We start from the raw sequence: 21,215 nt of genomic DNA on the forward strand, positions 1-21,215 counted from the left end.
CCCACCCCTTCGACGACCTTCCATGCCCCTCAAAACCTCAGTCTGCCAAGCTGACCCGCAACGCGCCGCAGTAGTACGGACCCGTACGCACCCATGCCTGGAGCAGCAGCCGACCATGGATCTCGACGTCTTCGTCACCGCCCACCACACCGAGTGGGACCGCCTGGACCACCTCCTGCACCGCGGAAGGCAGCTCACAGGGGCGGAGGCGGATGAACTTGTCGTGCTCTACCAGCGCACGGCGACCCATCTGTCACTGATCCAGTCCAGCGCTCCGGACCCCCTGCTCACCGCCCGTCTCACGCAGCTGGTTGCCCGAGCCCGCTCCGTGGTCACCGGCACCCGCAAGGCGTCTTGGCGCGACGCCGCCCGGTTCCTGAGCGCCGGATTTCCCGCAGCCGTCTACCGCTCCCGGCACTGGTGGGTTCCCACCGCCGTACTCTCCACACTGCTGGCGGCACTCATCGGCTGGTGGATCGGCACGCACCCGGAGGTCCAGTCGGCGATCGCCGCCCCCGACGACCTGCGTCGGCTCACGCGACCGGGCGGGGAGTACGAGACGTACTACTCCAGCCACCCGGCAGCCTCGTTCGCGGCCCAGGTGTGGACGAACAACGCGCAGGCCGCCGCGATGTGCCTGGTCCTCGGGGCGTTCCTCTGCATACCGGTGATCTACATCCTCTTCGTCAACGTCCTCAATCTCGCCGTGGGCATAGGCCTCATGTCCTCGGCCGGCCGGCTGGACGTCTTCCTCGGCCTTGTCCTTCCGCACGGCCTGCTGGAGCTGACGGCCGTCTTCGTGGCAGCGGGTACGGGCCTCCGGCTCGGCTGGACCGTCATCGATCCGGGCCCCTTCACCCGACGTTCGGCCCTGGCCCAACAGGGACGTGCCGCGATCGGTATGGCTATCGGACTCGCGTTGGTGCTCTTCGTCTCGGGCCTCATCGAAGGCTTCGTCACCCCTTCCGGCCTTCCGACCTGGGCCCGCGTCTCCATTGGTATCGGGGCTGAGCTGGCATTTCTTGCCTACGTCTACATCCTCGGAGGCCGAGCGGCCCGCGCCGGGGACACCGGCGACCTCGACGCGGGCGAGCGCAGCGCCGAACTCCCGTCCGCCGCCTGAGGACCGATGTGCAACGCCCCTCGGCGACCTGCTAGTCTCCTCTTCGCCCACAAAAAACTGTTGACACAGTCTGCGTGGGGAGGTAGATTTAAACAGTTCACTCGGACTGGACAAGTTCGGGTGTGACGGTTAAGTTCATCTCGCTCGTACCGGAAGTCCAGGACTTCCGCAGAGCCATCGATTCTCTTATTTGAAATCATCAGGCCGTTCAATCGGCCGGAATATTTCTGATAAAGTCGGATCAGCCGAAAGGCAAAGGCCCTCCAACAGGCCGCCGGAAGCAAATTCGAACCGGAAACGGTACGAAATGATTCTGGTAAGGTTGGAACCGCCGGAAAGGGAAACGCGAAAGCGAGGAACTGGAAAGCGAATCCCGCTTCGACCGGGAATCGGACACGAAAGAGTCTGATAGAGTCGGAAACGCAAGAACGAAGGGAAGCGCCCGGAGGGCCCCGGTGAAACGGGACCGAAGGAAGCGTCCGTTCCTTGAGAACTCAACAGCGTGCCAAAAGTCAACGCCAGATATGTTGATACCCCGGCCTGCTTCGGCAGGTTGGTGGTTCCTTTGAAAAGTCCTATTCCGGGCCCTCGTGGTCCGGGTAGGCAACACTAGCGAGGACGCTGTGAACGACCGGTCATATTCCGACTCGGTCGTTCCGCTCTCGTGGTGTCGTCCCGATTACGGGAATACATTCACGGAGAGTTTGATCCTGGCTCAGGACGAACGCTGGCGGCGTGCTTAACACATGCAAGTCGAACGATGAAGCCCTTCGGGGTGGATTAGTGGCGAACGGGTGAGTAACACGTGGGCAATCTGCCCTTCACTCTGGGACAAGCCCTGGAAACGGGGTCTAATACCGGATAACACTCTGTCCTGCATGGGACGGGGTTAAAAGCTCCGGCGGTGAAGGATGAGCCCGCGGCCTATCAGCTTGTTGGTGGGGTAATGGCCTACCAAGGCGACGACGGGTAGCCGGCCTGAGAGGGCGACCGGCCACACTGGGACTGAGACACGGCCCAGACTCCTACGGGAGGCAGCAGTGGGGAATATTGCACAATGGGCGAAAGCCTGATGCAGCGACGCCGCGTGAGGGATGACGGCCTTCGGGTTGTAAACCTCTTTCAGCAGGGAAGAAGCGCAAGTGACGGTACCTGCAGAAGAAGCACCGGCTAACTACGTGCCAGCAGCCGCGGTAATACGTAGGGTGCGAGCGTTGTCCGGAATTATTGGGCGTAAAGAGCTCGTAGGCGGCTTGTCACGTCGGATGTGAAAGCTCGGGGCTTAACCCCGAGTCTGCATTCGATACGGGCTAGCTAGAGTGTGGTAGGGGAGATCGGAATTCCTGGTGTAGCGGTGAAATGCGCAGATATCAGGAGGAACACCGGTGGCGAAGGCGGATCTCTGGGCCATTACTGACGCTGAGGAGCGAAAGCGTGGGGAGCGAACAGGATTAGATACCCTGGTAGTCCACGCCGTAAACGTTGGGAACTAGGTGTTGGCGACATTCCACGTCGTCGGTGCCGCAGCTAACGCATTAAGTTCCCCGCCTGGGGAGTACGGCCGCAAGGCTAAAACTCAAAGGAATTGACGGGGGCCCGCACAAGCAGCGGAGCATGTGGCTTAATTCGACGCAACGCGAAGAACCTTACCAAGGCTTGACATATACCGGAAAGCATCAGAGATGGTGCCCCCCTTGTGGTCGGTATACAGGTGGTGCATGGCTGTCGTCAGCTCGTGTCGTGAGATGTTGGGTTAAGTCCCGCAACGAGCGCAACCCTTGTTCTGTGTTGCCAGCATGCCCTTCGGGGTGATGGGGACTCACAGGAGACTGCCGGGGTCAACTCGGAGGAAGGTGGGGACGACGTCAAGTCATCATGCCCCTTATGTCTTGGGCTGCACACGTGCTACAATGGCCGGTACAATGAGCTGCGATGCCGCGAGGCGGAGCGAATCTCAAAAAGCCGGTCTCAGTTCGGATTGGGGTCTGCAACTCGACCCCATGAAGTCGGAGTTGCTAGTAATCGCAGATCAGCATTGCTGCGGTGAATACGTTCCCGGGCCTTGTACACACCGCCCGTCACGTCACGAAAGTCGGTAACACCCGAAGCCGGTGGCCCAACCCCTTGTGGGAGGGAGCTGTCGAAGGTGGGACTGGCGATTGGGACGAAGTCGTAACAAGGTAGCCGTACCGGAAGGTGCGGCTGGATCACCTCCTTTCTAAGGAGCATCTAGGTTTCCTTCGGGGAATCCAGAGACCATTTCGTCGGCAAATGTTCGACGGTGGTTGCTCAAGGGTGGAACGTTGACTATTCGGCACGACAGGTTGGTTTTCTCAAGTACTGCTTCGGCGTGGAAAGAGGGAATGGGTCGGTCGGGTCGGGCACGCTGTTGGGTATCTGAAGGTACGGGCATTTTTTTGTCTGGATCTTCGGTGCCGGCCCCAGTGAACTCGCCTGTAAGGGTGGGGTGATGGGTGGCTGGTCGTTGTTTGAGAACTGCACAGTGGACGCGAGCATCTGTGGCCAAGTTTTTAAGGGCGCACGGTGGATGCCTTGGCACCAGGAACCGATGAAGGACGTGGGAGGCCACGATAGTCCCCGGGGAGCTGTCAACCAAGCTTTGATCCGGGGGTTTCCGAATGGGGAAACCCGGCAGCCGTCATGGGCTGTCACCCACTGCTGAACACATAGGCAGTGTGGAGGGAACGCGGGGAAGTGAAACATCTCAGTACCCGCAGGAAGAGAAAACAACCGTGATTCCGGGAGTAGTGGCGAGCGAAACTGGATGAGGCCAAACCGTATGCGTGTGATACCCGGCAGGGGTTGCGCATACGGGGTTGTGGGATCTCTTTTTCATAGTCTGCCGACTGTGAGACGAGTCAGAAACCGTTGATGTAGGCGAAGGACATGCGAAAGGTCCGGCGTAGAGGGTAAGACCCCCGTAGCTGAAACATCAACGGCTCGTTTAAGAGACACCCAAGTAGCACGGGGCCCGAGAAATCCCGTGTGAATCTGGCGGGACCACCCGCTAAGCCTAAATATTCCCTGGTGACCGATAGCGGATAGTACCGTGAGGGAATGGTGAAAAGTACCGCGGGAGCGGAGTGAAATAGTACCTGAAACCGTGTGCCTACAAGCCGTGGGAGCGTCGCTGTTGTTCTTCGGAACAGCAGTCGTGACTGCGTGCCTTTTGAAGAATGAGCCTGCGAGTTAGCGGTGTGTAGCGAGGTTAACCCGTGTGGGGAAGCCGTAGCGAAAGCGAGTCCGAATAGGGCGATTGAGTTGCACGCTCTAGACCCGAAGCGGAGTGATCTAGCCATGGGCAGGTTGAAGCGGAGGTAAGACTTCGTGGAGGACCGAACCCACCAGGGTTGAAAACCTGGGGGATGACCTGTGGTTAGGGGTGAAAGGCCAATCAAACTCCGTGATAGCTGGTTCTCCCCGAAATGCATTTAGGTGCAGCGTCGTGTGTTTCTTGCCGGAGGTAGAGCACTGGATAGGCGATGGGCCCTACCGGGTTACTGACCTTAGCCAAACTCCGAATGCCGGTAAGTGAGAGCACGGCAGTGAGACTGTGGGGGATAAGCTCCATGGTCGAGAGGGAAACAGCCCAGAGCATCGACTAAGGCCCCTAAGCGTACGCTAAGTGGGAAAGGATGTGGAGTCGCAGAGACAACCAGGAGGTTGGCTTAGAAGCAGCCACCCTTGAAAGAGTGCGTAATAGCTCACTGGTCAAGTGATTCCGCGCCGACAATGTAGCGGGGCTCAAGCGTACCGCCGAAGTCGTGTCATTCACACATATAGGGCCAACGCCCGTGTGGATGGGTAGGGGAGCGTCGTGTGCCGGGTGAAGCAGCCGCGGAAGCGAGTTGTGGACGGTTCACGAGTGAGAATGCAGGCATGAGTAGCGATACACACGTGAGAAACGTGTGCGCCGATTGACTAAGGGTTCCTGGGTCAAGCTGATCTGCCCAGGGTAAGTCGGGACCTAAGGCGAGGCCGACAGGCGTAGTCGATGGACAACCGGTTGATATTCCGGTACCCGCTTTGAAACGCCCAGTACTGAATCAGGCGATGCTAAGTCCGTGAAGCCGGCCCGATCTCTTCGGAGTTGAGGGAAGTGGTGGAGCCGATGAACCAGACTTGTAGTAGGTAAGCGATGGGGTGACGCAGGAAGGTAGTCCAACCCGGGCGATGGTTGTTCCCGGGGTAAGGGTGTAGGCCGTGTGATAGGTAAATCCGTCACACATCAAGGCTGAGACCTGATGCCGAGCCGATTGTGGTGAAGTGGATGATCCTATGCTGCCGAGAAAAGCCTCTAGCGAGTTTCATGGCGGCCCGTACCCTAAACCGACTCAGGTGGTCAGGTAGAGAATACCGAGGCGTTCGGGTGAACTATGGTTAAGGAACTCGGCAAAATGCCCCCGTAACTTCGGGAGAAGGGGGGCCATCACTGGTGATCCGATTTACTCGGTGAGCTGGGGGTGGCCGCAGAGACCAGCGAGAAGCGACTGTTTACTAAAAACACAGGTCCGTGCGAAGCCGTAAGGCGATGTATACGGACTGACGCCTGCCCGGTGCTGGAACGTTAAGGGGACCGGTTAGTGCACTTTCGGGTGTGCGAAGCTGAGAACTTAAGCGCCAGTAAACGGCGGTGGTAACTATAACCATCCTAAGGTAGCGAAATTCCTTGTCGGGTAAGTTCCGACCTGCACGAATGGCGTAACGACTTCTCGACTGTCTCAACCATAGGCCCGGTGAAATTGCACTACGAGTAAAGATGCTCGTTTCGCGCAGCAGGACGGAAAGACCCCGGGACCTTTACTATAGTTTGATATTGGTGTTCGGTTCGGCTTGTGTAGGATAGGTGGGAGACTTTGAAGCGGCCACGCCAGTGGTTGTGGAGTCGTCGTTGAAATACCACTCTGGTCGTGCTGGATGTCTAACCTGGGTCCGTGATCCGGATCAGGGACAGTGTCTGATGGGTAGTTTAACTGGGGCGGTTGCCTCCTAAAGAGTAACGGAGGCGCCCAAAGGTTCCCTCAGCCTGGTTGGCAATCAGGTGTTGAGTGTAAGTGCACAAGGGAGCTTGACTGTGAGACCGACGGGTCGAGCAGGGACGAAAGTCGGGACTAGTGATCCGGCAGTGGCTTGTGGAAGCGCTGTCGCTCAACGGATAAAAGGTACCCCGGGGATAACAGGCTGATCTTCCCCAAGAGTCCATATCGACGGGATGGTTTGGCACCTCGATGTCGGCTCGTCGCATCCTGGGGCTGGAGTCGGTCCCAAGGGTTGGGCTGTTCGCCCATTAAAGCGGTACGCGAGCTGGGTTTAGAACGTCGTGAGACAGTTCGGTCCCTATCCGCTGTGCGCGTAGGAATATTGAGAAGGGCTGTCCCTAGTACGAGAGGACCGGGACGGACGAACCTCTGGTGTGCCAGTTGTCCTGCCAAGGGCATGGCTGGTTGGCTACGTTCGGAAAGGATAACCGCTGAAAGCATCTAAGCGGGAAGCCTGCTTCGAGATGAGTATTCCCACCCCCTTTGAGGGGTTAAGGCTCCCAGTAGACGACTGGGTTGATAGGCCAGATGTGGAAGCCCGGTAACGGGTGGAGCTGACTGGTACTAATAGGCCGAGGGCTTGTCCTCAGTTGCTCGCGTCCACTGTGTTAGTTCTGAAATAACGAACAGCTGTGTTCATGCCAGCGTTCAAATTTCATAGTGTTTCGGTGGTCATTGCGTCAGGGAAACGCCCGGTTACATTCCGAACCCGGAAGCTAAGCCTTTCAGCGCCGATGGTACTGCAGGGGGGACCCTGTGGGAGAGTAGGACGCCGCCGAACAATTATTCCGGGAAAGCCCCGTGCCCTTGTGGCACGGGGCTTTTCTGCGTTCAGACACATTTTCAGCGGGCTGCCCCCTTCTGCTGGTCCTTGCGGCCTGCTGGTTCCGACCGACGAGGGGAAGGGGACGCTGGGCGTCGGGATTCAGAGCCGACCGGCAGCCTTGAGAGCCAGATAGGCATCCGCCAGCGCGGGCGCAAGCTTCTCCGGGGTGGCATCGACGACCACGACACCATGACGCTTGAGCTGATCCGCGGTGCGGCGCCGCTGGGCCTGAGCCTGAGTGCCGGCTGCTGCCTCGTAGATCGCGTCCACTGTGCCCCGTGCCTGCGTCATCGACTCGGTGCGGGGATCGGCTACCGAGGCCAGCAGCACCGTGTGGCGCTTGGTGAGCTGAGGAAGAACCGGCAGCAGACCCTCCTCGATGGGGGCGGAATCCAGGCCGGTGAGAAGGACGATCAGGGAGCGGCGGGGCGCGCTCGCCAGTGCGGCCTTGCTGAGGCCGCGGGCATCCGTCTCGACGAGTTCGGCTTCCAGAGGCGCCATGGCTGTGACGATCGACGACAGAACGTCGCCCGCAGCCGTGCTGCCCTGGACCTGGGCGCGGACTCGGCGGTCGTAGGCGAGGAAATTGACTCGGTCGCCGGCACGCGTCGCGAGAGCGGTGAGGAGCAGGGTGGCGTCCATCGCCGCGTCGAGACGGGGAACGTCACCTACGCGGCCCGCCGATGTGCGGCCGGTGTCCAGCACGATGAGGATGTGCCGGTCCCGCTCGGGACGCCAGGTCCGCACAGCGACGGCTGACTGCCGGGCCGTGGCCCGCCAGTCGATGGAGCGGGTGTCATCACCGGGCACGTAGGCACGAAGGCTGTCGAACTCGGTGCCTTCACCACGGGTCAGCACGCTGGTGCGGCCGTCGAGCTCGCGCAGACGCGCCAGACGGGAAGGCAGATGCTTGCGGCTCGTGAACGGCGGAAGGACGCGGACCGTCCAGGGGACCTGGTGGTTTCCCTGGCGGGCGGCCAGGCCGAGAGGACCGAAGGAGCGAACAGTCACCTGCTCGGCCCGGCGGTCTCCGCGCCGGGTGGGGCGGAGGAACGTGGTGAGGCGTCGGCGTTCACCCGCCGGGACCGTCACCTCGTGCCGGGACGCGGCCCGGTCCGTGCCGACGGGCCAGCTGCTGGGCGGCCAGGCATCGCGCACGTGGGCCCGCAGTCGGCGACGCGAGGGATTGGTTACGGTCAGTTGCACCTGCGCCGCGTCACCCAGTCGAACGGACGTGTCGCCGGATCGGGTGAACTGGAGCGTACGCACTGGCGCTGCCAGGGCGTAGTCGCACAGAATTGCGAGAGACAGCGGGGCGTTCACCGCGAGCATGCCTGTCCAGCTCGGGGCCAGGATGCCTACGGGGAGTGACCCGAGGGCGGCCAGGAGCGCGGTTCGTCCGGTGAGGGCCATGGTCACCGCCTCATCGGGGAACGGGTACGTGGGCGAGCACCGCGGTGATGACGGAGTCAGGGGTGACTCCTTCCATCTCCGCTTCGGGCCGCAGTTGGATGCGATGACGGAGTGTGGGAAGCGCCAAAGCCTTTACGTCGTCCGGAATGACGTAGTCCCGGCCGGTAAGCCAGGCCCAGGCGCGTGCGGTGGAGAGCAGGGCTGTGGCGCCTCGGGGGGAGGCGCCGAGCGAGAGTGAGGGGGACTCACGTGTGGCACGACAGATATCCACGACATAGCCCGCGATCTCAGGGGAGACCTTGGTCTTCGCGACGGCCGAGCGAGCGGCCTCCAGGTCGGCGGGTGTGGCGACGGGGCGGATACCGGCTGCTCGCAGATCACGGGGGTTGAAGCCGTCGGCGTGACGGGTCAGGACGCTGATCTCGTCCTCGCGTGACGGAAGAGGCACCGTCAGCTTGAGGAGGAAGCGGTCCAGTTGGGCCTCGGGGAGGGGATAGGTGCCTTCGTACTCGACCGGGTTCTGAGTGGCGGCCACCAGGAACGGGTCGGGCAGGAGGCGAGGGGTCCCATCGACGGTGACCTGGCGTTCCTCCATCGCTTCGAGGAGGGACGACTGGGTCTTGGGGGGCGTGCGGTTGATCTCGTCGGCGAGAAGCAGGTTCGTGAAGACCGGGCCGGGCTGGAAGGAGAACTCTGCCGTGCGGGCGTCATAGACGAGGGAGCCCGTGACGTCGCTCGGCATGAGGTCCGGGGTGAACTGGACTCGCTTGGTGTCGAGTTCCAGTGACGCGGCGAGAGCCCGGACCAGAAGGGTCTTGGCCACCCCGGGGACGCCTTCCAGCAGGACGTGACCTCGGCAGAGCAGCGCGACGACGAGCCCGGTGACGGCCGGGTCCTGTCCGACGACGGCCTTGGCGATCTCGGAGCGCAGGGCTTCCAAGGAGGCGCGGGCGCTGTCGGAGTCCATGGGGGCCGCAGGGGGCCAGGCGGCCGCGTTCGGCTCCGTGGACTCGGGGGTCGGGGCGCTCATGAAGTGCGTACCTCTCTTTCGAGGGCGTCGAGTTGGTCGGTCAGGAGGACTAGGGCCGCGTTGTCGTCGGGTGCGGGACCGAAGAGCAGTGAGCTGAGGTCGCCGACCCGTTCGGTGACGCGGGCCGAGATCGCGGGGAGGAGCACTTCGGGGGAATGCGCTTCGCGGGGGGAGACACCGGCCAGGGGTGCGAGGCGGGCACGGGCGGCTGAGCGCAGGGAGTCGGCGGCCCGGTCGCGGGCATTGGCCTTGCGGTACAGGCGGGCGCGGCCCTCGGTGGTCTCGGACGCCTGGATGGCTACGGGCAGGTGTTCGGTGACGAGAGGACCCAGACGGCGTGCTCGCCAGATGGCGACGAGTACGGCAGCGAGGGCGAGTTGCAGGGTGCCCCACAGCCAGCCGGAGGGGATCAGGTCCGTGAAACTCTGCGAGTCACCTGCTGCTCTGTCCTCCTCGGTGGGCGGGGCTCCGCTTTCCTCGTCGGTTTCGGTGGCGGTGGGATCAGAGAGCGAAGGGAGGTACCAGACGAGATGCGGGCGGGAACCGAGGAGTTGCAGCGCCAGCGAGGCGTTGCCCTGCTGGGCGAGGCGGTCGTTGTGGAGCAGGTCGGGGGAGCCGAGCAGCACGGTGTCGCCGGCTTGCTGTCCCTGGAAGACGAGGACGGTGGCGAGGCCGTCGTCCGGATAGCAGGAGGTGGTGGCCGGGGCGTCCGCCGTGTAGCGGATGCCGCCCGTCTCCGCTGTGCCCGCGTCTCGGGCGGCGGGGAGGTCGCAGCGCGGGGTCCTCGGCTCGACGGGGCGGGGCGACCGGGCTCGTACGCCTGGGGCCAGGTGGTGCAGGGACAGTCCGTCCGGGGCGAGCAGGACCGTGCGGCCGGCGGAGTCCGCTGTGGCTGCGCTGAGCCGGCGTTGCTGGTACGGCGTGAGCAGATTGGGCGCGGTGGTGAGGAGGGTCGTGTCGGGGCCGGCTGCGGCGGTGGCCTCGTCGAGTGTGGTGACGACGTCTACGGAGACGCCGCTCCGTTCGAGGAGTTCCGCGACGGCGCGACTGCCCTGCGGGTCCGCGGAGCGGGGATCGAGGCGGCCGTGGTGGTCGCCGGAGCGAACGGCCGCGAGCGTGATGCCCGCCACCACGAGGATGAGCAGGGCGAGCATGAGCCCGCGGGTGCGGTTCCAGACCTGGCGTGCTGTGAGGGATGCCGAGGTGGGGGAGGTGGTGGGCGTCCTGGTCATGCGCCGGCTCCTTGGACCGTGCTGGTCAGCAAGGGCTTGGCGGCCACGAGCTCCAGGTCGAGGGCGAGCAGCGTGGCGTATGTCTGCTCGGTTCCTGTGCGGCCGCCGTATGTGACGTCGTCGAAGGTCCTGGCCGCGGTGCGGAGGCGGACGGCGTACGGCGGGAGGTGGCGGCCTGCTTTGGCGGCTGCCTCGTCCGCGGTGCGGCCGGGCCGGGGGTCGAGCAGTGCGCGTTCCTCCAGGTCGCGGACTACGGCGCGCATGCGCTCCTGGATCGCTTCGGTCCAGCGGCCGGCGGCGGCGTGTGTCTCGGCGGCCGTGCGGTGCGCGTCCGCGGTGTGGGTGCCGCCGCCGAAGAGGGCGTCGGCGGAACGGACCGTGCGCTGGGGTGTGCCCAGCCGCCACCAGAGGGCGACGGCCAGGCCCACGACGATCAGTACGACCAGGACGATTCCGAGCGGTCCGCCAGGTGCGCCGCCTGCGACGGCGTCGAAGAGGCCGGCGAGCCAGTCCCAGAAGCTGTTGAGGCCGCGCTGGAGAAGGTTCGGATCGTTCTCGTGGTACATCGGCTTGGACAGTTCGTCCTCAGCCGCCTCACGGGCGGGGACCCGTGGAGTGTCCACGGGTATCTCGTCCGCCCGGATGAATCGCCGTATCGAAGTGGTGCCCCCCGCCCCCCGCACTGCGTCAGCTCCTGTGGGTGTCGTAGCCCGGCACGTTCGCGGCACGCGCCAGGTCGAGATCGAGGGCTTCGCGGCGGATGCGCTGGTCGACGTAGAGCAGCGCCATCACTCCCGCGGTGAAGGGGTAGGTCAGCGTCGAGACGATGACCTCGCCGATGCCCGAGACGATGAGGAAGGGCCAGCCGAACTCGGCGCTGCCGTTCATCAGGTCGCCGATCCCGGCGCCGTCCATGGCGATCGCGACGATGGCGAAGGGGACGCCGATGACCAGGGCCACGACGATGACCAGCAGGTAGGTGAGCGCCAGGATGCCGAAGGTGCGCCACCACGCACCCTGGACCAGCTTCGCGGAGCGGCGCATCGAGGTCAGGATCGACTGTCGTTCCAGCATCAGTGCCGGAGCGGCGAGTGTGAAGCGGACCATCAGCCAGAGGACGACGACCAGCGCGGCGGTGAAGCCGAGCAGGGCCAGCATGATCCCGGCGGTGGAGCCGATCAGCAGGCCGGGGAGCAGACCGGCCGCCATGATCGCGGTGCTCATGAGGCTGAGCAGGAGGGTCAGGCCGAGCAGCTGCGGGAGCCTGGGGCGGGCCTCGGTCCAGGCATCGGAGAGCGTCGCGCGGCGGCCGAGTACCGAACGGCTGATCACCACGGTCAGCACCGCTGTGGTGATGAGCGTGGCGATCAACGAGATGAGTGTCGCCGGGGCGCTGCTGAGCAGGGTGGACTGCATGGAGTCCGCGGTCTGGCGCAGAGCCTCGGCGCCGACGGCGTTCGGGTCGACCGATACCGGCGCGGGCAGCAGATAGCGCTGGATGAGAATGATCGCGACCTGCGCGATCACGGCGACGGTGAGGCTGACGCCCAATACCGTGCGCCAGTGGGCGCGCATCGTGGACACCGCGCCGTCGAGGATTTCGCCGATGCTCAGGGGGCGGAGCGGGATGACCCCGGGCTTCGCCGCCATGGGCGCGTTGCCCCATCCCGGGCCCTGCGGGGCGCCTCCCCAGCCGGGCGCCGGCGGGTGTGCTCCGGGGCCGGTGCCGGACGTGCTCGGTGGGGACCACTGCCCGGGAGGCGGCTGCGCGGGAGACCACTGGGGTGCAGGGCTGCCGGCGTCCACGGGCTCGGAGGGGCGGGGGATTCCCGCCTCCTGGCCGTCGGAGGGGGCAGATCCGGGCGAGGCCCAGCCCGGAGAGTCGTTCATTCTCGCTCCTTCACGATCCCGTCCGCTCATCGGGGCGGGAGGTTGGCAGCCATCGTGCCACGCGACGCTGCGGCGCGGACCGGACGCTCCATCTCCTTCGTGCCTTCATTTGTGGACGCCTTACCGGGCAGACTGGGCGGATGGCTGATCAGGACGCGCAATCACCGGTGGGCATCGAGCCTCCGGCGCTCTCCGTACTTCGCTGGGACGAGCTTCCGGAAGGCCCTGTGCTGGTCCTTCTCGACCAGACCCGGCTGCCGGTCGAGGAAGTGGAGCTGGTGTGTACCGACGTACCCGCGCTGGTGCGGGCCATCCGGGCCCTGGCGGTCCGGGGTGCCCCGCTGCTGGGTATCGCCGGGGGGTACGGGGTGGCGCTCGCCGCGGCCCGTGGATATGACGTGGCCGAGGCCACGGGACTGCTGGAGAGGGCGCGGCCCACCGCTGTGAACCTCGCCTACGGGGTGCGGCGGGTGGCCCGCGTGTACTGGGCGGCCGTCGAGAAGGGCCTGACCGCCGGGCAGGCGGCCGGGGCGGCGCTCGCGGAGGCGCGGGCGCTGCACAGGGAGGACGCGGCGGCCAGCGGGCGTATGGCGCGATTCGGTCTGGCCCTTCTGGACGAGCTGTTGCCCGGTGGCGGTCATCGGCTCCTCACCCACTGCAACACGGGTGCGCTCGTGTCGGGTGGTGAGGGCACGGCTTTCGCGGTGGCCCTCCAGTCGCACCGGGCCGGCCGGCTGAGGCGGCTGTGGGTGGACGAGACGCGTCCGCTGCTCCAGGGTGCCCGGCTCACGGCCTACGAAGCGGCGCGGAACGGGATGGCGTACAGCTTGCTCACGGACAACGCGGCGGGTTCGCTGTTTGCCGCGGGTGAGGTGGATGCCGTACTTATCGGGGCGGACCGCATCGCCGCGGACGGCTCGGTGGCGAACAAGGTGGGGAGTTATCCGTTGGCCGTGCTCGCCAAGTACCACCATGTGCCGTTCATCGTCGTCGCACCCACGACGACTGTCGATCTGGACACCGCGGACGGGGAAGCGATCATTGTGGAGCAGCGCCCCGGCCGAGAAGTGACGGAGCTCACATCTCCGCACATGGTGTCACCGGGCGGAGAGGCGGGCGGACTGCCCGTCGCACCGGTTGGGGCCCCGGCGTACAACCCCGCATTCGACATCACGCCGCCGGAGCTGGTCACGGCGATCGTCACGGAGGAGGGCGTAATCTCCCCGGTCACGGGGGTCGGACTGGCAGAGCTGTGTGCCAGGTCATCGCAGATAACGATTAGCTAATGGGATGATGTCGTTTATGAAGGGACGCGTCCTTGTCGTCGACGACGACACCGCACTGGCCGAGATGCTCGGGATTGTGCTGCGTGGAGAAGGTTTCGAGCCGTCGTTCGTAGCGGACGGTGACAGGGCACTTGCTGCATTTCGTGAGGCGAAGCCGGACCTGGTTCTGCTGGATCTCATGCTGCCCGGTAGGGACGGCATCGAGGTCTGCAGGCTGATCAGGGCCGAGTCAGGTGTGCCGATCGTCATGCTCACTGCCAAGAGCGACACGGTCGATGTAGTGGTGGGCCTGGAATCCGGGGCCGACGACTACATCGTCAAGCCGTTCAAACCGAAGGAGTTGGTTGCCCGGATCAGGGCGCGTTTGCGGAGGTCCGAAGAGCCTGCGCCGGAACAGCTGGCCATCGGTGACCTGGTCATCGACGTGGCCGGTCATTCGGTGAAGCGGGAGGGTCAGTCCATCGCGCTGACCCCGCTGGAGTTCGACCTGCTGGTCGCGCTCGCCCGTAAGCCGTGGCAGGTCTTCACCCGTGAGGTGCTGCTCGAGCAGGTGTGGGGCTATCGCCACGCCGCCGATACCCGTCTGGTGAACGTTCACGTCCAGCGGCTCCGTTCCAAGGTCGAGAAGGACCCGGAGCGGCCGGAAATCGTCGTGACCGTCCGAGGCGTCGGTTACAAGGCCGGACCGAGCTGACATGACCCTGGGCAGCGCTGCTCCGAAACCCGGGGAGCCGGGAGTCCGTATGGAGCGGGCTGCCGGTCCTGGGCGGAAGTCTTCCCGGGCGGGCCGTCTCCTGCAGGGCGGACCTGTGCCCCGTCTGCTGATGCGGTGGGTGCGGCGTCCGGTGCTGCCCGCTGTGCGGCTGTGGCGGCGCAACCTTCAGCTGCGCGTCGTCGCCGGCACCCTGCTGATGTCGATCGGCGTGGTGCTGCTGCTGGGCTTCGTCGTGATCGGGCAGGTCCGCAACGGCCTGCTCGAAGCGAAGGCCAAGGCTGCCCAGACGCAGGCCGCCGGTGGTTTCGCCGCTGCCCAGGAGAAGGCGAACGAACCGCTCGTCCCGGGTGACCGGGGACAGGACGCTGCGGACGGCGTCACCGCCAACACGTCCTGGCGTACGGAGCTCGTCGACCAGCTCGCCAGCGGTGGCAAGAACGCCTTCAACGTGGTCGCGCTCAGCGCCGAGTCCGGCGCGGGGGGCGCGTCCAGCCGCGCGCCGCGCGGTTCGGGCAGCGTCGACGCCGCCAGCGTCCCGCAACGACTGCGGGACGACGTGAACGAGGGGCCCGGGGCCTTTCAGACCTACTCCCTGATCCGGTACTCGTACGGTAAGGAGTCGCAGTCCGGTCTGGTCGTGGGCAAGCGGCTCTACGACATCGACCACAATCCGTACGAGCTGTACTACCTCTTCCCGCTGACGCAGGAGGAGAAGTCCCTGAGCCTGGTCATGACGACGCTGGCGACGGCAGGGCTCTTCGTCGTGGTGCTTCTCGGGGCGATCGCCTGGTTCGTGGTGCGGCAGGTCGTCACGCCCGTACGCATGGCCGCGGGCATCGCCGAGCGGCTCTCCGCAGGCAGGCTCCAGGAACGTATGAAGGTCACCGGCGAGGACGACATCGCCAGACTCGGTGAAGCGTTCAACAAGATGGCGCAGAGCCTTCAGCTGAAGATCCAGCAGCTCGAGGAGCTCTCGCGCATGCAGCGGCGCTTCGTCTCGGACGTCTCGCACGAACTGCGGACGCCGCTGACCACCGTGCGGATGGCCGCTGATGTCATCCACGAGGCGCGCGCCGACTTCGATCCCGTCACCGCACGCTCCGCGGAACTGCTCGGGGACCAGCTGGACCGTTTCGAGTCGCTCCTCTCCGATCTCCTGGAGATCAGCCGGTTCGACGCGGGCGCCGCGGCGCTGGAAGCCGAGCCCATAGATCTGCGTGCGGTCGTGCGGCGGGTGATCGGCGGCGCGGAGCCGCTTGCCGAGTGCAAGGGGACCAGGATCCGGGTGGTCGGCGACGAACAGCCGGTGATCGCGGAAGCCGATGCCCGCCGTGTCGAGCGGGTGCTGCGCAACCTTGTGGTGAACGCCGTCGAGCACGGCGAGGGCCGGGACGTCGTCGTACGGCTCGGTGTGGCCCAGGGCGCGGTGGCCGTGGCGGTCCGCGACTACGGCGTGGGACTCAAGCCAGGCGAGGCGACCCGGGTCTTCAACCGCTTCTGGCGGGCCGACCCGGCACGGGCCCGTACGACCGGTGGCACCGGCCTCGGGCTCTCGATCGCCGTGGAGGACGCCAGGCTGCACGGCGGCTGGCTCCAGGCATGGGGTGAGCCCGGTGGAGGTTCTCAGTTCCGGCTCACGCTGCCGCGTACGGCGGACGAGCCGCTGCGGGGTTCACCGATACCGCTGGAGCCGGAGGACTCGCGGCGCAACCGGGAGAATCGGGAGCGCGCCGAGGCCAGCCCGGTGACCGTGAGCGACCACCGGCTGATGGCCGTACCGAACCAGCCGGGTTCCTCGGAACGTTCGCAGCTGGCGGTGCCCGCGCGTGCCCCTGTGGCGCCGCGCACCGCGCCGGCGTCCGTCCATCCCGCCGCGCTGCCGGGCAATGGCGCACGCGTGGTGGCGCGTCAGGCCGGGGACCGGCCTCGCGGCGGCGCCGACTACGAAGCGCAGAACCCGGACCGGGAGGACACGACTCGTGGACACTGACCGTCTGAAGGGCGGCCATGGACGCGCGGTGCGGATGTCCGCGCTGCTCTGCTGCGGCGTGGTGGTGCTGGCCGGATGCGCCTCCATGCCGGTCACCGGGGATGTGAAGCCGGTCGACGCCTCGCAGCCGGGCGACTCCCAGGTGCAGGTGTACGCGGTGCCGCCCAGGGAAGGCGCCACCCCCATCGAGGTGGTCGACGGCTTCCTGGAGTCGATGACCAGTGACGACCCCGAGTTCATGACGACCCGCAAGTACCTGACCGAGGAAGCGGCCCGTACCTGGAAGCCGAGCGCGGGCACCACGGTGCTCGCCAAGGCGCCCAACCGGAACGGCCCCTCCCTCGGCGACAAGGACCGCAAGCGCACGGAAGGCGCCTACACGCTGACCGGCGAGCAGGTCGCCGCGGTGGACGCGCAGAGCTCCTACCAACCGCTCGCCCCCACCGACTACTCCCAGACCCTCCATCTGGTGCAGGAGAAGCGGGCCGACGGCAAGCGGGAGTGGCGGATCGACATCGTGCCGGACGGCCTGGTGCTCGGACAGTCGGACTTCAGGCGGCTCTACCGGTCCGTCAACAAGTACTACTTCGCCACGGGCCTGACGAACGGCCGTTCCACGCTGGTGGCCGACCCCGTCTACGTACGGAACCGGACGGACCCCGTCACCCGGATGGACACCGCGACGCAGACCGTCCGGGCCCTGCTCGGGGGGCCGACGAACTGGTTGCGGCCCGTCGCCGATTCCCGCTTCCCCATCGGCACGGCGCTCAAGAAGGGCGTCACATCCCTGGCGCCCGACGACCAGAACGTCCTGAAGGTCCCGCTCAACCGGAAGGCGGACAAGGTCGGCCGGACGGCCTGTCGGATGATGGCCGCTCAGGTCTTCTTCACCTTGCGGGACCTGACGTCCGCGCGAGTGGAACAGGTGGAGCTGCGCGGCGACCGGGGCCAGCTGTGTTCGCTGGGCGCGGACGAGGCGGTGGAGTTCGCCCCCGACAGTGGGTCCGGTGCGCCGGACAGCCAGTACTTCGTCGACGCCAAGGGGCAGGTGGAACGGATACCGGGGAACAGCAAGGGCACCGGCGACCCCGAACCCGTGACCGGACCGCTCGGCAGTGGGACGGTGCCGATGAGCACGGTCGGAGTGGCCCGCGACGAGCAGTTGGCGGCGGGTGTCTCCGCGAACCATCAGGACCTCTACGTCTCCTCCCTCGTCTCGGACGGCGAACTCGCCGAACCCGTCGTGACGAGCAGGGCGAAGAAGCCCGAAGACCGGCTCTCGGCTCCGAGCTGGGACGGTCTGGGCGACCTCTGGGTGGCCGACCGGGACCGGGCGGGACCCAGGCTGCTGCGCCTGGTCGGCGGCGAGGGCACGCCGCAGGAGGTCACCGTGCCGAGCCTGAACGGCGGGCGGATCGAGGCCCTGCGGATGTCGGCCGACGGGGTGCGGATCGCGCTGCTCCTGTCGAAGGACGGGCACACGACGCTCAAGATCGGGCGGGTGCAGCGCCGTGGCCCGGCGGAGCGGCCGCAGGTCTCCGTGGAGGACCTGCGCCAGGCGGCGCCGCAGCTCACGGACGTGTCGGCGATTTCCTGGTCCGGCCGCAGCCGCCTTGTGGTGGTCGGCAAGGAGGAGGGGGGTGTGCAGCAGGTGCGTTATGTGCAGGCGGACGGCTCGACCTCGTCCTCCGGTGTGCTGCCCGGGGTGAACCAGGTGACGGCGGTCGCGGCGGCGGACGACGAACAGCTTCCCCTGATGGCGGAGACCGAGGACGACGGCATCGTGAAGCTGTCTCCGGGCGACAACTGGCAGACGGTGATCAAGGCGGGCTCCTCCCTGGTCTACCCGGGCTGAGGCGGCCGGAGTTTTCCACAGGGGGTGGCCGGTTTCGGCCGCCCCCTGCAGAGTGTCGGGATGCGGGGATGGTGGCGGGAATTCGCCGGACTGGTCCTGCCGGTGGCCTGTGGCGGCTGCGGCAGGCCGCGTACGGACCTTTGCGCGGAGTGCGGGGCCGCGCTGCTCGGCGCGGGGCCGCGCACGGTGAGACCGGTGCCCGAACCCGAGGGACTGCCGTCGGTGCGTGCCGCGGCGCCGTACGAGAACGCGGTACGGGCGATGCTGCTGGCCCACAAGGAGCGAGGCGCACTGGGGCTCGTCGGCGTGCTCGGCAGCGCTCTGGCGGGCGCTGTGCGGGCCGGGGCGGGGCCGGTGTGCGGGGCGGGGCCGCTCCTGCTCGTGCCCGTACCGTCGGCGCGGCGTTCCACTGCCGCGCGGGGGCATGATCCGGCGCGGCGTATCGCCCTTGCGGCAGCGGCGGAGCTGCGGCGCACGGGGACGCCGGCCGGGGTGCTCGCGGTGCTCCGGCAGCGGCGGGCCGTGGCGGACCAGTCAGGGCTCGGGGCCGGACAGCGGCGGGCGAATCTGGCCGGGGCGCTCGAAGTGGCGGGCGGCGCCGGGCGACTTCTCGCGGGCGGCCCGGTGGTGCTGGTCGACGACCTGATGACGACCGGAGCCTCGCTGGCCGAGGCGGCACGCGCGGTCCGCGCAGGCGCCGTGGCGGATGCCGGTGCACGCTGGAGGAACACCGGGGAGCAGGGCCTGCGAGCCGCGGTTGTCTCAGCCTCTCCGTCCGCTTTTGAAATAAACCGGAACTGACGCAGAAGTTGCGTCGTTGCAGCTAGTGAGTAGGCAAATGAACCTGAACGGAGGTACGTGCCGGTAGCGGGTGCCGAGACCGGGCCGGGCAGGCTATGTTCGGTTGTGAGGAATGGTGAATGCCAGACCTCGACGAATGCACCATCAGGTTTCGGGCAAGTGACTCATCGGTAGTCCAGAAACGATGGAACCGGTGGGGTGGAGACCGCGCCGGCGGGGGAGGAGGGGTGAGAGCCGCCGAGTCCGAGGTTCCGGCCAGACCGGAGCCTGGTGCAAAAAGGGAAATGCTCCGCCGTTGAAGCGGAGCGATCCGGGAACGGAGTTCTGCGTGGACATCGTCGTCAAGGGCCGCAAGACCGAGGTGCCCGAGCGGTTCCGCAAGCACGTGGCCGAGAAGTTGAAGCTGGACAAGATCCAGAACTTCGACGGCAAGGTGATCAGCCTGGACGTCGAGGTGTCCAAGGAGCCGAATCCCCGTCAGGCCGACCGTTCCGATCGGGTGGAGATCACGCTCCGCTCCCGCGGGCCTGTCATCCGGGCGGAAGCGGCCGCGGGCGACCCGTACGCGGCGCTGGACCTGGCCACGGGCAAGTTGGAGGCGCGGCTGCGCAAGCAGCACGACAAGCGCTACAGCCGCCGTGGTGCGGGTCGGCTGTCCGCTGCCGAGGTCGGAGAGACCGTGGCGGGCGTCGCGTCGTTCAACGGGAACGGTGAACTGGTCGCCGACGAGGCGTCGACGGGCAGTGTGCCCACCACCAAGATCGGCTCGCTCGAGGTACAGGGTGAGGGGCCGCTGGTGATGCGCGAGAAGACGCACGTCGCGGCACCCATGGCGCTCGACCAGGCGCTCTACGAGATGGAGCTGGTCGGGCACGACTTCTACTTGTTCGTCGACTCGGAGAGCAAGGAACCCAGTGTCGTCTATCGGCGGCACGCCTACGACTACGGTGTCATCCGCCTGGTGACGGACCCGCTCGCCGCTGACGAAGCAGGCGGCGCGGGCGGTGCGCTCGGCGGCTGACGTCAGCAATGCCGCGGTGCCCCTGGAGCGTCTGTGCGCCCCCAGGGGCACCCGTGTGCGGCAACTGGATCACCGTTCCGGCGTCCAGGCATGAAAGCATGGCGTCCCAGGCCAACCGGGGCTCCACGAGCTGCTGTTGGCGGACAGTTTGTGGACGACAGGCCGCGGCCTTCAGGGGGAGCAACGATGGCGAACACCTTCGGGCCCGTGCGCGATGCGAATGACGCCTACGGTGCGACCGGTGCGGGCTCCGACGCGGACAACGGCAGTGGCTCCCGTAAGGAGCCCATCCGGGTTCTTGTGGTCGACGACCACGCGCTCTTCCGCAGAGGTCTCGAGATCGTCCTCGCGCAGGAAGAGGACATCCAGGTCGTCGGCGAGGCCGGCGACGGGGCGGAAGCCGTGGACAAGGCGGCCGATCTGCTGCCCGACATCGTGCTGATGGACGTGCGGATGCCCAAGCGCGGCGGTATCGAGGCGTGCACCTCCATCAAGGAGGTGGCTCCCAGCGCGAAGATCATCATGCTGACGATCAGCGACGAGGAGGCCGATCTCTACGACGCCATCAAGGCGGGCGCGACCGGATATCTCCTCAAGGAGATCTCCACCGACGAGGTGGCCACGGCGATCCGGGCGGTGGCCGACGGCCAGTCCCAGATCAGCCCGTCGATGGCGTCGAAACTCCTGACCGAGTTCAAATCGATGATCCAGCGCACCGATGAGCGCAGACTCGTCCCGGCACCGCGGCTCACGGAGCGTGAGCTGGAAGTCCTCAAACTCGTTGCAACGGGCATGAACAATCGCGATATCGCGAAGGCGTTGTTCATTTCCGAGAACACGGTGAAGAACCACGTCCGCAATATCCTGGAGAAGCTGCAGCTCCACTCCCGGATGGAAGCCGTGGTCTATGCCATGCGGGAGAAGATCCTCGAGATCCGGTAGCGGGAAACGGGGCGGGGGAACGCGACAGGGA

General features: G+C 66.1%; 13 protein-coding genes and 3 rRNA genes. 11 read left to right on the plus strand and 5 right to left on the minus strand.

Going from position 1 to position 21,215, the window contains the following annotated elements:
- The first annotated feature begins 115 nt into the window (after positions 1-115).
- The 4 genes from F0344_RS22265 (at position 116) to rrf (ending at position 6,964) form a co-directional block, all read left to right on the plus strand.
- Positions 116-1,123 carry a stage II sporulation protein M gene (locus F0344_RS22265; RefSeq protein WP_185300488.1) on the plus strand — a complete coding sequence of 336 codons (1,008 nt, stop codon included), beginning with the start codon at positions 116-118 and terminating at the stop codon, positions 1,121-1,123.
- A 692-nt stretch (positions 1,124-1,815) separates the two neighbouring features.
- A 16S ribosomal RNA gene (locus F0344_RS22270) occupies positions 1,816-3,341 on the plus strand.
- A 303-nt stretch (positions 3,342-3,644) separates the two neighbouring features.
- A 23S ribosomal RNA gene (locus F0344_RS22275) occupies positions 3,645-6,771 on the plus strand.
- A 76-nt stretch (positions 6,772-6,847) separates the two neighbouring features.
- Positions 6,848-6,964: ribosomal RNA gene (gene rrf / locus F0344_RS22280) — 5S ribosomal RNA — on the plus strand.
- The 16S, 23S and 5S rRNA genes sit together here, the layout of an rRNA operon.
- A gap of 144 nt (positions 6,965-7,108) precedes the next feature.
- Here the strand turns inward: rrf and F0344_RS22285 are convergent.
- The 5 genes from F0344_RS22285 to F0344_RS22305 are packed head-to-tail and all read right to left on the minus strand — an operon-like array spanning position 7,109 to position 12,574.
- Positions 7,109-8,422 carry a DUF58 domain-containing protein gene (locus tag F0344_RS22285; RefSeq protein ID WP_185300489.1) on the minus strand — a complete coding sequence of 438 codons (1,314 nt, stop codon included), beginning with the start codon at positions 8,420-8,422 and terminating at the stop codon, positions 7,109-7,111.
- A 10-nt stretch (positions 8,423-8,432) separates the two neighbouring features.
- Complete coding sequence (locus tag F0344_RS22290; protein ID WP_258050047.1) at positions 8,433-9,452, minus strand: AAA family ATPase; 1,020 nt, start codon at positions 9,450-9,452, stop codon at positions 8,433-8,435.
- Positions 9,449-10,684, minus strand: coding sequence for a DUF4350 domain-containing protein (locus tag F0344_RS22295; RefSeq protein ID WP_185300490.1), 1,236 nt, complete (start codon positions 10,682-10,684; stop codon positions 9,449-9,451). The genes F0344_RS22290 and F0344_RS22295 overlap by 4 nt, the downstream gene beginning before the upstream one ends.
- Positions 10,681-11,367, minus strand: coding sequence for a DUF4129 domain-containing protein (locus tag F0344_RS22300; protein WP_185300491.1), 687 nt, complete (start codon positions 11,365-11,367; stop codon positions 10,681-10,683). Before F0344_RS22300 ends, F0344_RS22295 begins: the two co-directional genes overlap by 4 nt.
- Before the next feature lie 4 nt (positions 11,368-11,371).
- A complete protein-coding gene (locus tag F0344_RS22305; RefSeq protein ID WP_185300492.1) occupies positions 11,372-12,574 on the minus strand; it encodes a glycerophosphoryl diester phosphodiesterase membrane domain-containing protein in 1,203 nt (400 codons plus the stop codon).
- 140 nt (positions 12,575-12,714) lie between these two features.
- Between F0344_RS22305 and mtnA the strand changes: the two genes are divergently transcribed.
- The 7 genes from mtnA (at position 12,715) to F0344_RS22340 (ending at position 21,184) form a co-directional block, all read left to right on the plus strand.
- Complete coding sequence (mtnA, locus tag F0344_RS22310) at positions 12,715-13,860, plus strand: S-methyl-5-thioribose-1-phosphate isomerase (RefSeq protein WP_185300493.1); 1,146 nt, start codon at positions 12,715-12,717, stop codon at positions 13,858-13,860.
- A 4-nt stretch (positions 13,861-13,864) separates the two neighbouring features.
- Positions 13,865-14,554 carry a two-component system response regulator MtrA gene (gene mtrA, locus F0344_RS22315; protein ID WP_195826152.1) on the plus strand — a complete coding sequence of 230 codons (690 nt, stop codon included), beginning with the start codon at positions 13,865-13,867 and terminating at the stop codon, positions 14,552-14,554.
- 1 nt (position 14,555) lies between these two features.
- Positions 14,556-16,565, plus strand: a complete 2,010-nt coding sequence (gene mtrB, locus F0344_RS22320; RefSeq protein WP_185300494.1) for an MtrAB system histidine kinase MtrB — start codon at positions 14,556-14,558, stop codon at positions 16,563-16,565.
- A gap of 34 nt (positions 16,566-16,599) precedes the next feature.
- Complete coding sequence (locus F0344_RS22325; protein WP_185302828.1) at positions 16,600-18,420, plus strand: LpqB family beta-propeller domain-containing protein; 1,821 nt, start codon at positions 16,600-16,602, stop codon at positions 18,418-18,420.
- Positions 18,421-18,480: 60 nt separating this feature from the next.
- The gene (locus F0344_RS22330) at positions 18,481-19,221 is read left to right on the plus strand and encodes a ComF family protein (RefSeq protein ID WP_185300495.1); all 741 of its coding nucleotides are present in this window, start codon (positions 18,481-18,483) and stop codon (positions 19,219-19,221) included.
- 328 nt (positions 19,222-19,549) lie between these two features.
- Positions 19,550-20,242, plus strand: coding sequence for a ribosome hibernation-promoting factor, HPF/YfiA family (hpf, locus tag F0344_RS22335; RefSeq protein WP_185302829.1), 693 nt, complete (start codon positions 19,550-19,552; stop codon positions 20,240-20,242).
- A 186-nt stretch (positions 20,243-20,428) separates the two neighbouring features.
- Positions 20,429-21,184 carry a response regulator gene (locus F0344_RS22340; protein WP_185300496.1) on the plus strand — a complete coding sequence of 252 codons (756 nt, stop codon included), beginning with the start codon at positions 20,429-20,431 and terminating at the stop codon, positions 21,182-21,184.
- Positions 21,185-21,215 lie beyond the last annotated feature (31 nt).

This window comes from Streptomyces finlayi (genome assembly GCF_014216315.1).
Lineage (GTDB): Bacteria > Actinomycetota > Actinomycetes > Streptomycetales > Streptomycetaceae > Streptomyces > Streptomyces finlayi_A.

Bases quoted from the DNA above. Each gene is read 5' to 3' on its own strand.
- F0344_RS22325 (WP_185302828.1), top strand. From the start codon at position 16,600: ATGTCCGCGCTGCTCTGCTGCGGCGTGGTGGTGCTGGCCGGATGCGCC.
- mtrB (WP_185300494.1), top strand. From the start codon at position 14,556: ATGACCCTGGGCAGCGCTGCTCCGAAACCCGGGGAGCCGGGAGTCCGT.
- F0344_RS22295 (WP_185300490.1), bottom strand. From the start codon at position 10,684: ATGACCAGGACGCCCACCACCTCCCCCACCTCGGCATCCCTCACAGCA.
- mtrA (WP_195826152.1), top strand. From the start codon at position 13,865: ATGATGTCGTTTATGAAGGGACGCGTCCTTGTCGTCGACGACGACACC.
- F0344_RS22330 (WP_185300495.1), top strand. From the start codon at position 18,481: ATGCGGGGATGGTGGCGGGAATTCGCCGGACTGGTCCTGCCGGTGGCC.
- F0344_RS22290 (WP_258050047.1), bottom strand. From the start codon at position 9,452: ATGAGCGCCCCGACCCCCGAGTCCACGGAGCCGAACGCGGCCGCCTGG.
- F0344_RS22265 (WP_185300488.1), top strand. From the start codon at position 116: ATGGATCTCGACGTCTTCGTCACCGCCCACCACACCGAGTGGGACCGC.
- F0344_RS22340 (WP_185300496.1), top strand. From the start codon at position 20,429: ATGGCGAACACCTTCGGGCCCGTGCGCGATGCGAATGACGCCTACGGT.
- F0344_RS22305 (WP_185300492.1), bottom strand. From the start codon at position 12,574: ATGAACGACTCTCCGGGCTGGGCCTCGCCCGGATCTGCCCCCTCCGAC.
- F0344_RS22285 (WP_185300489.1), bottom strand. From the start codon at position 8,422: ATGGCCCTCACCGGACGAACCGCGCTCCTGGCCGCCCTCGGGTCACTC.
- mtnA (WP_185300493.1), top strand. From the start codon at position 12,715: ATGGCTGATCAGGACGCGCAATCACCGGTGGGCATCGAGCCTCCGGCG.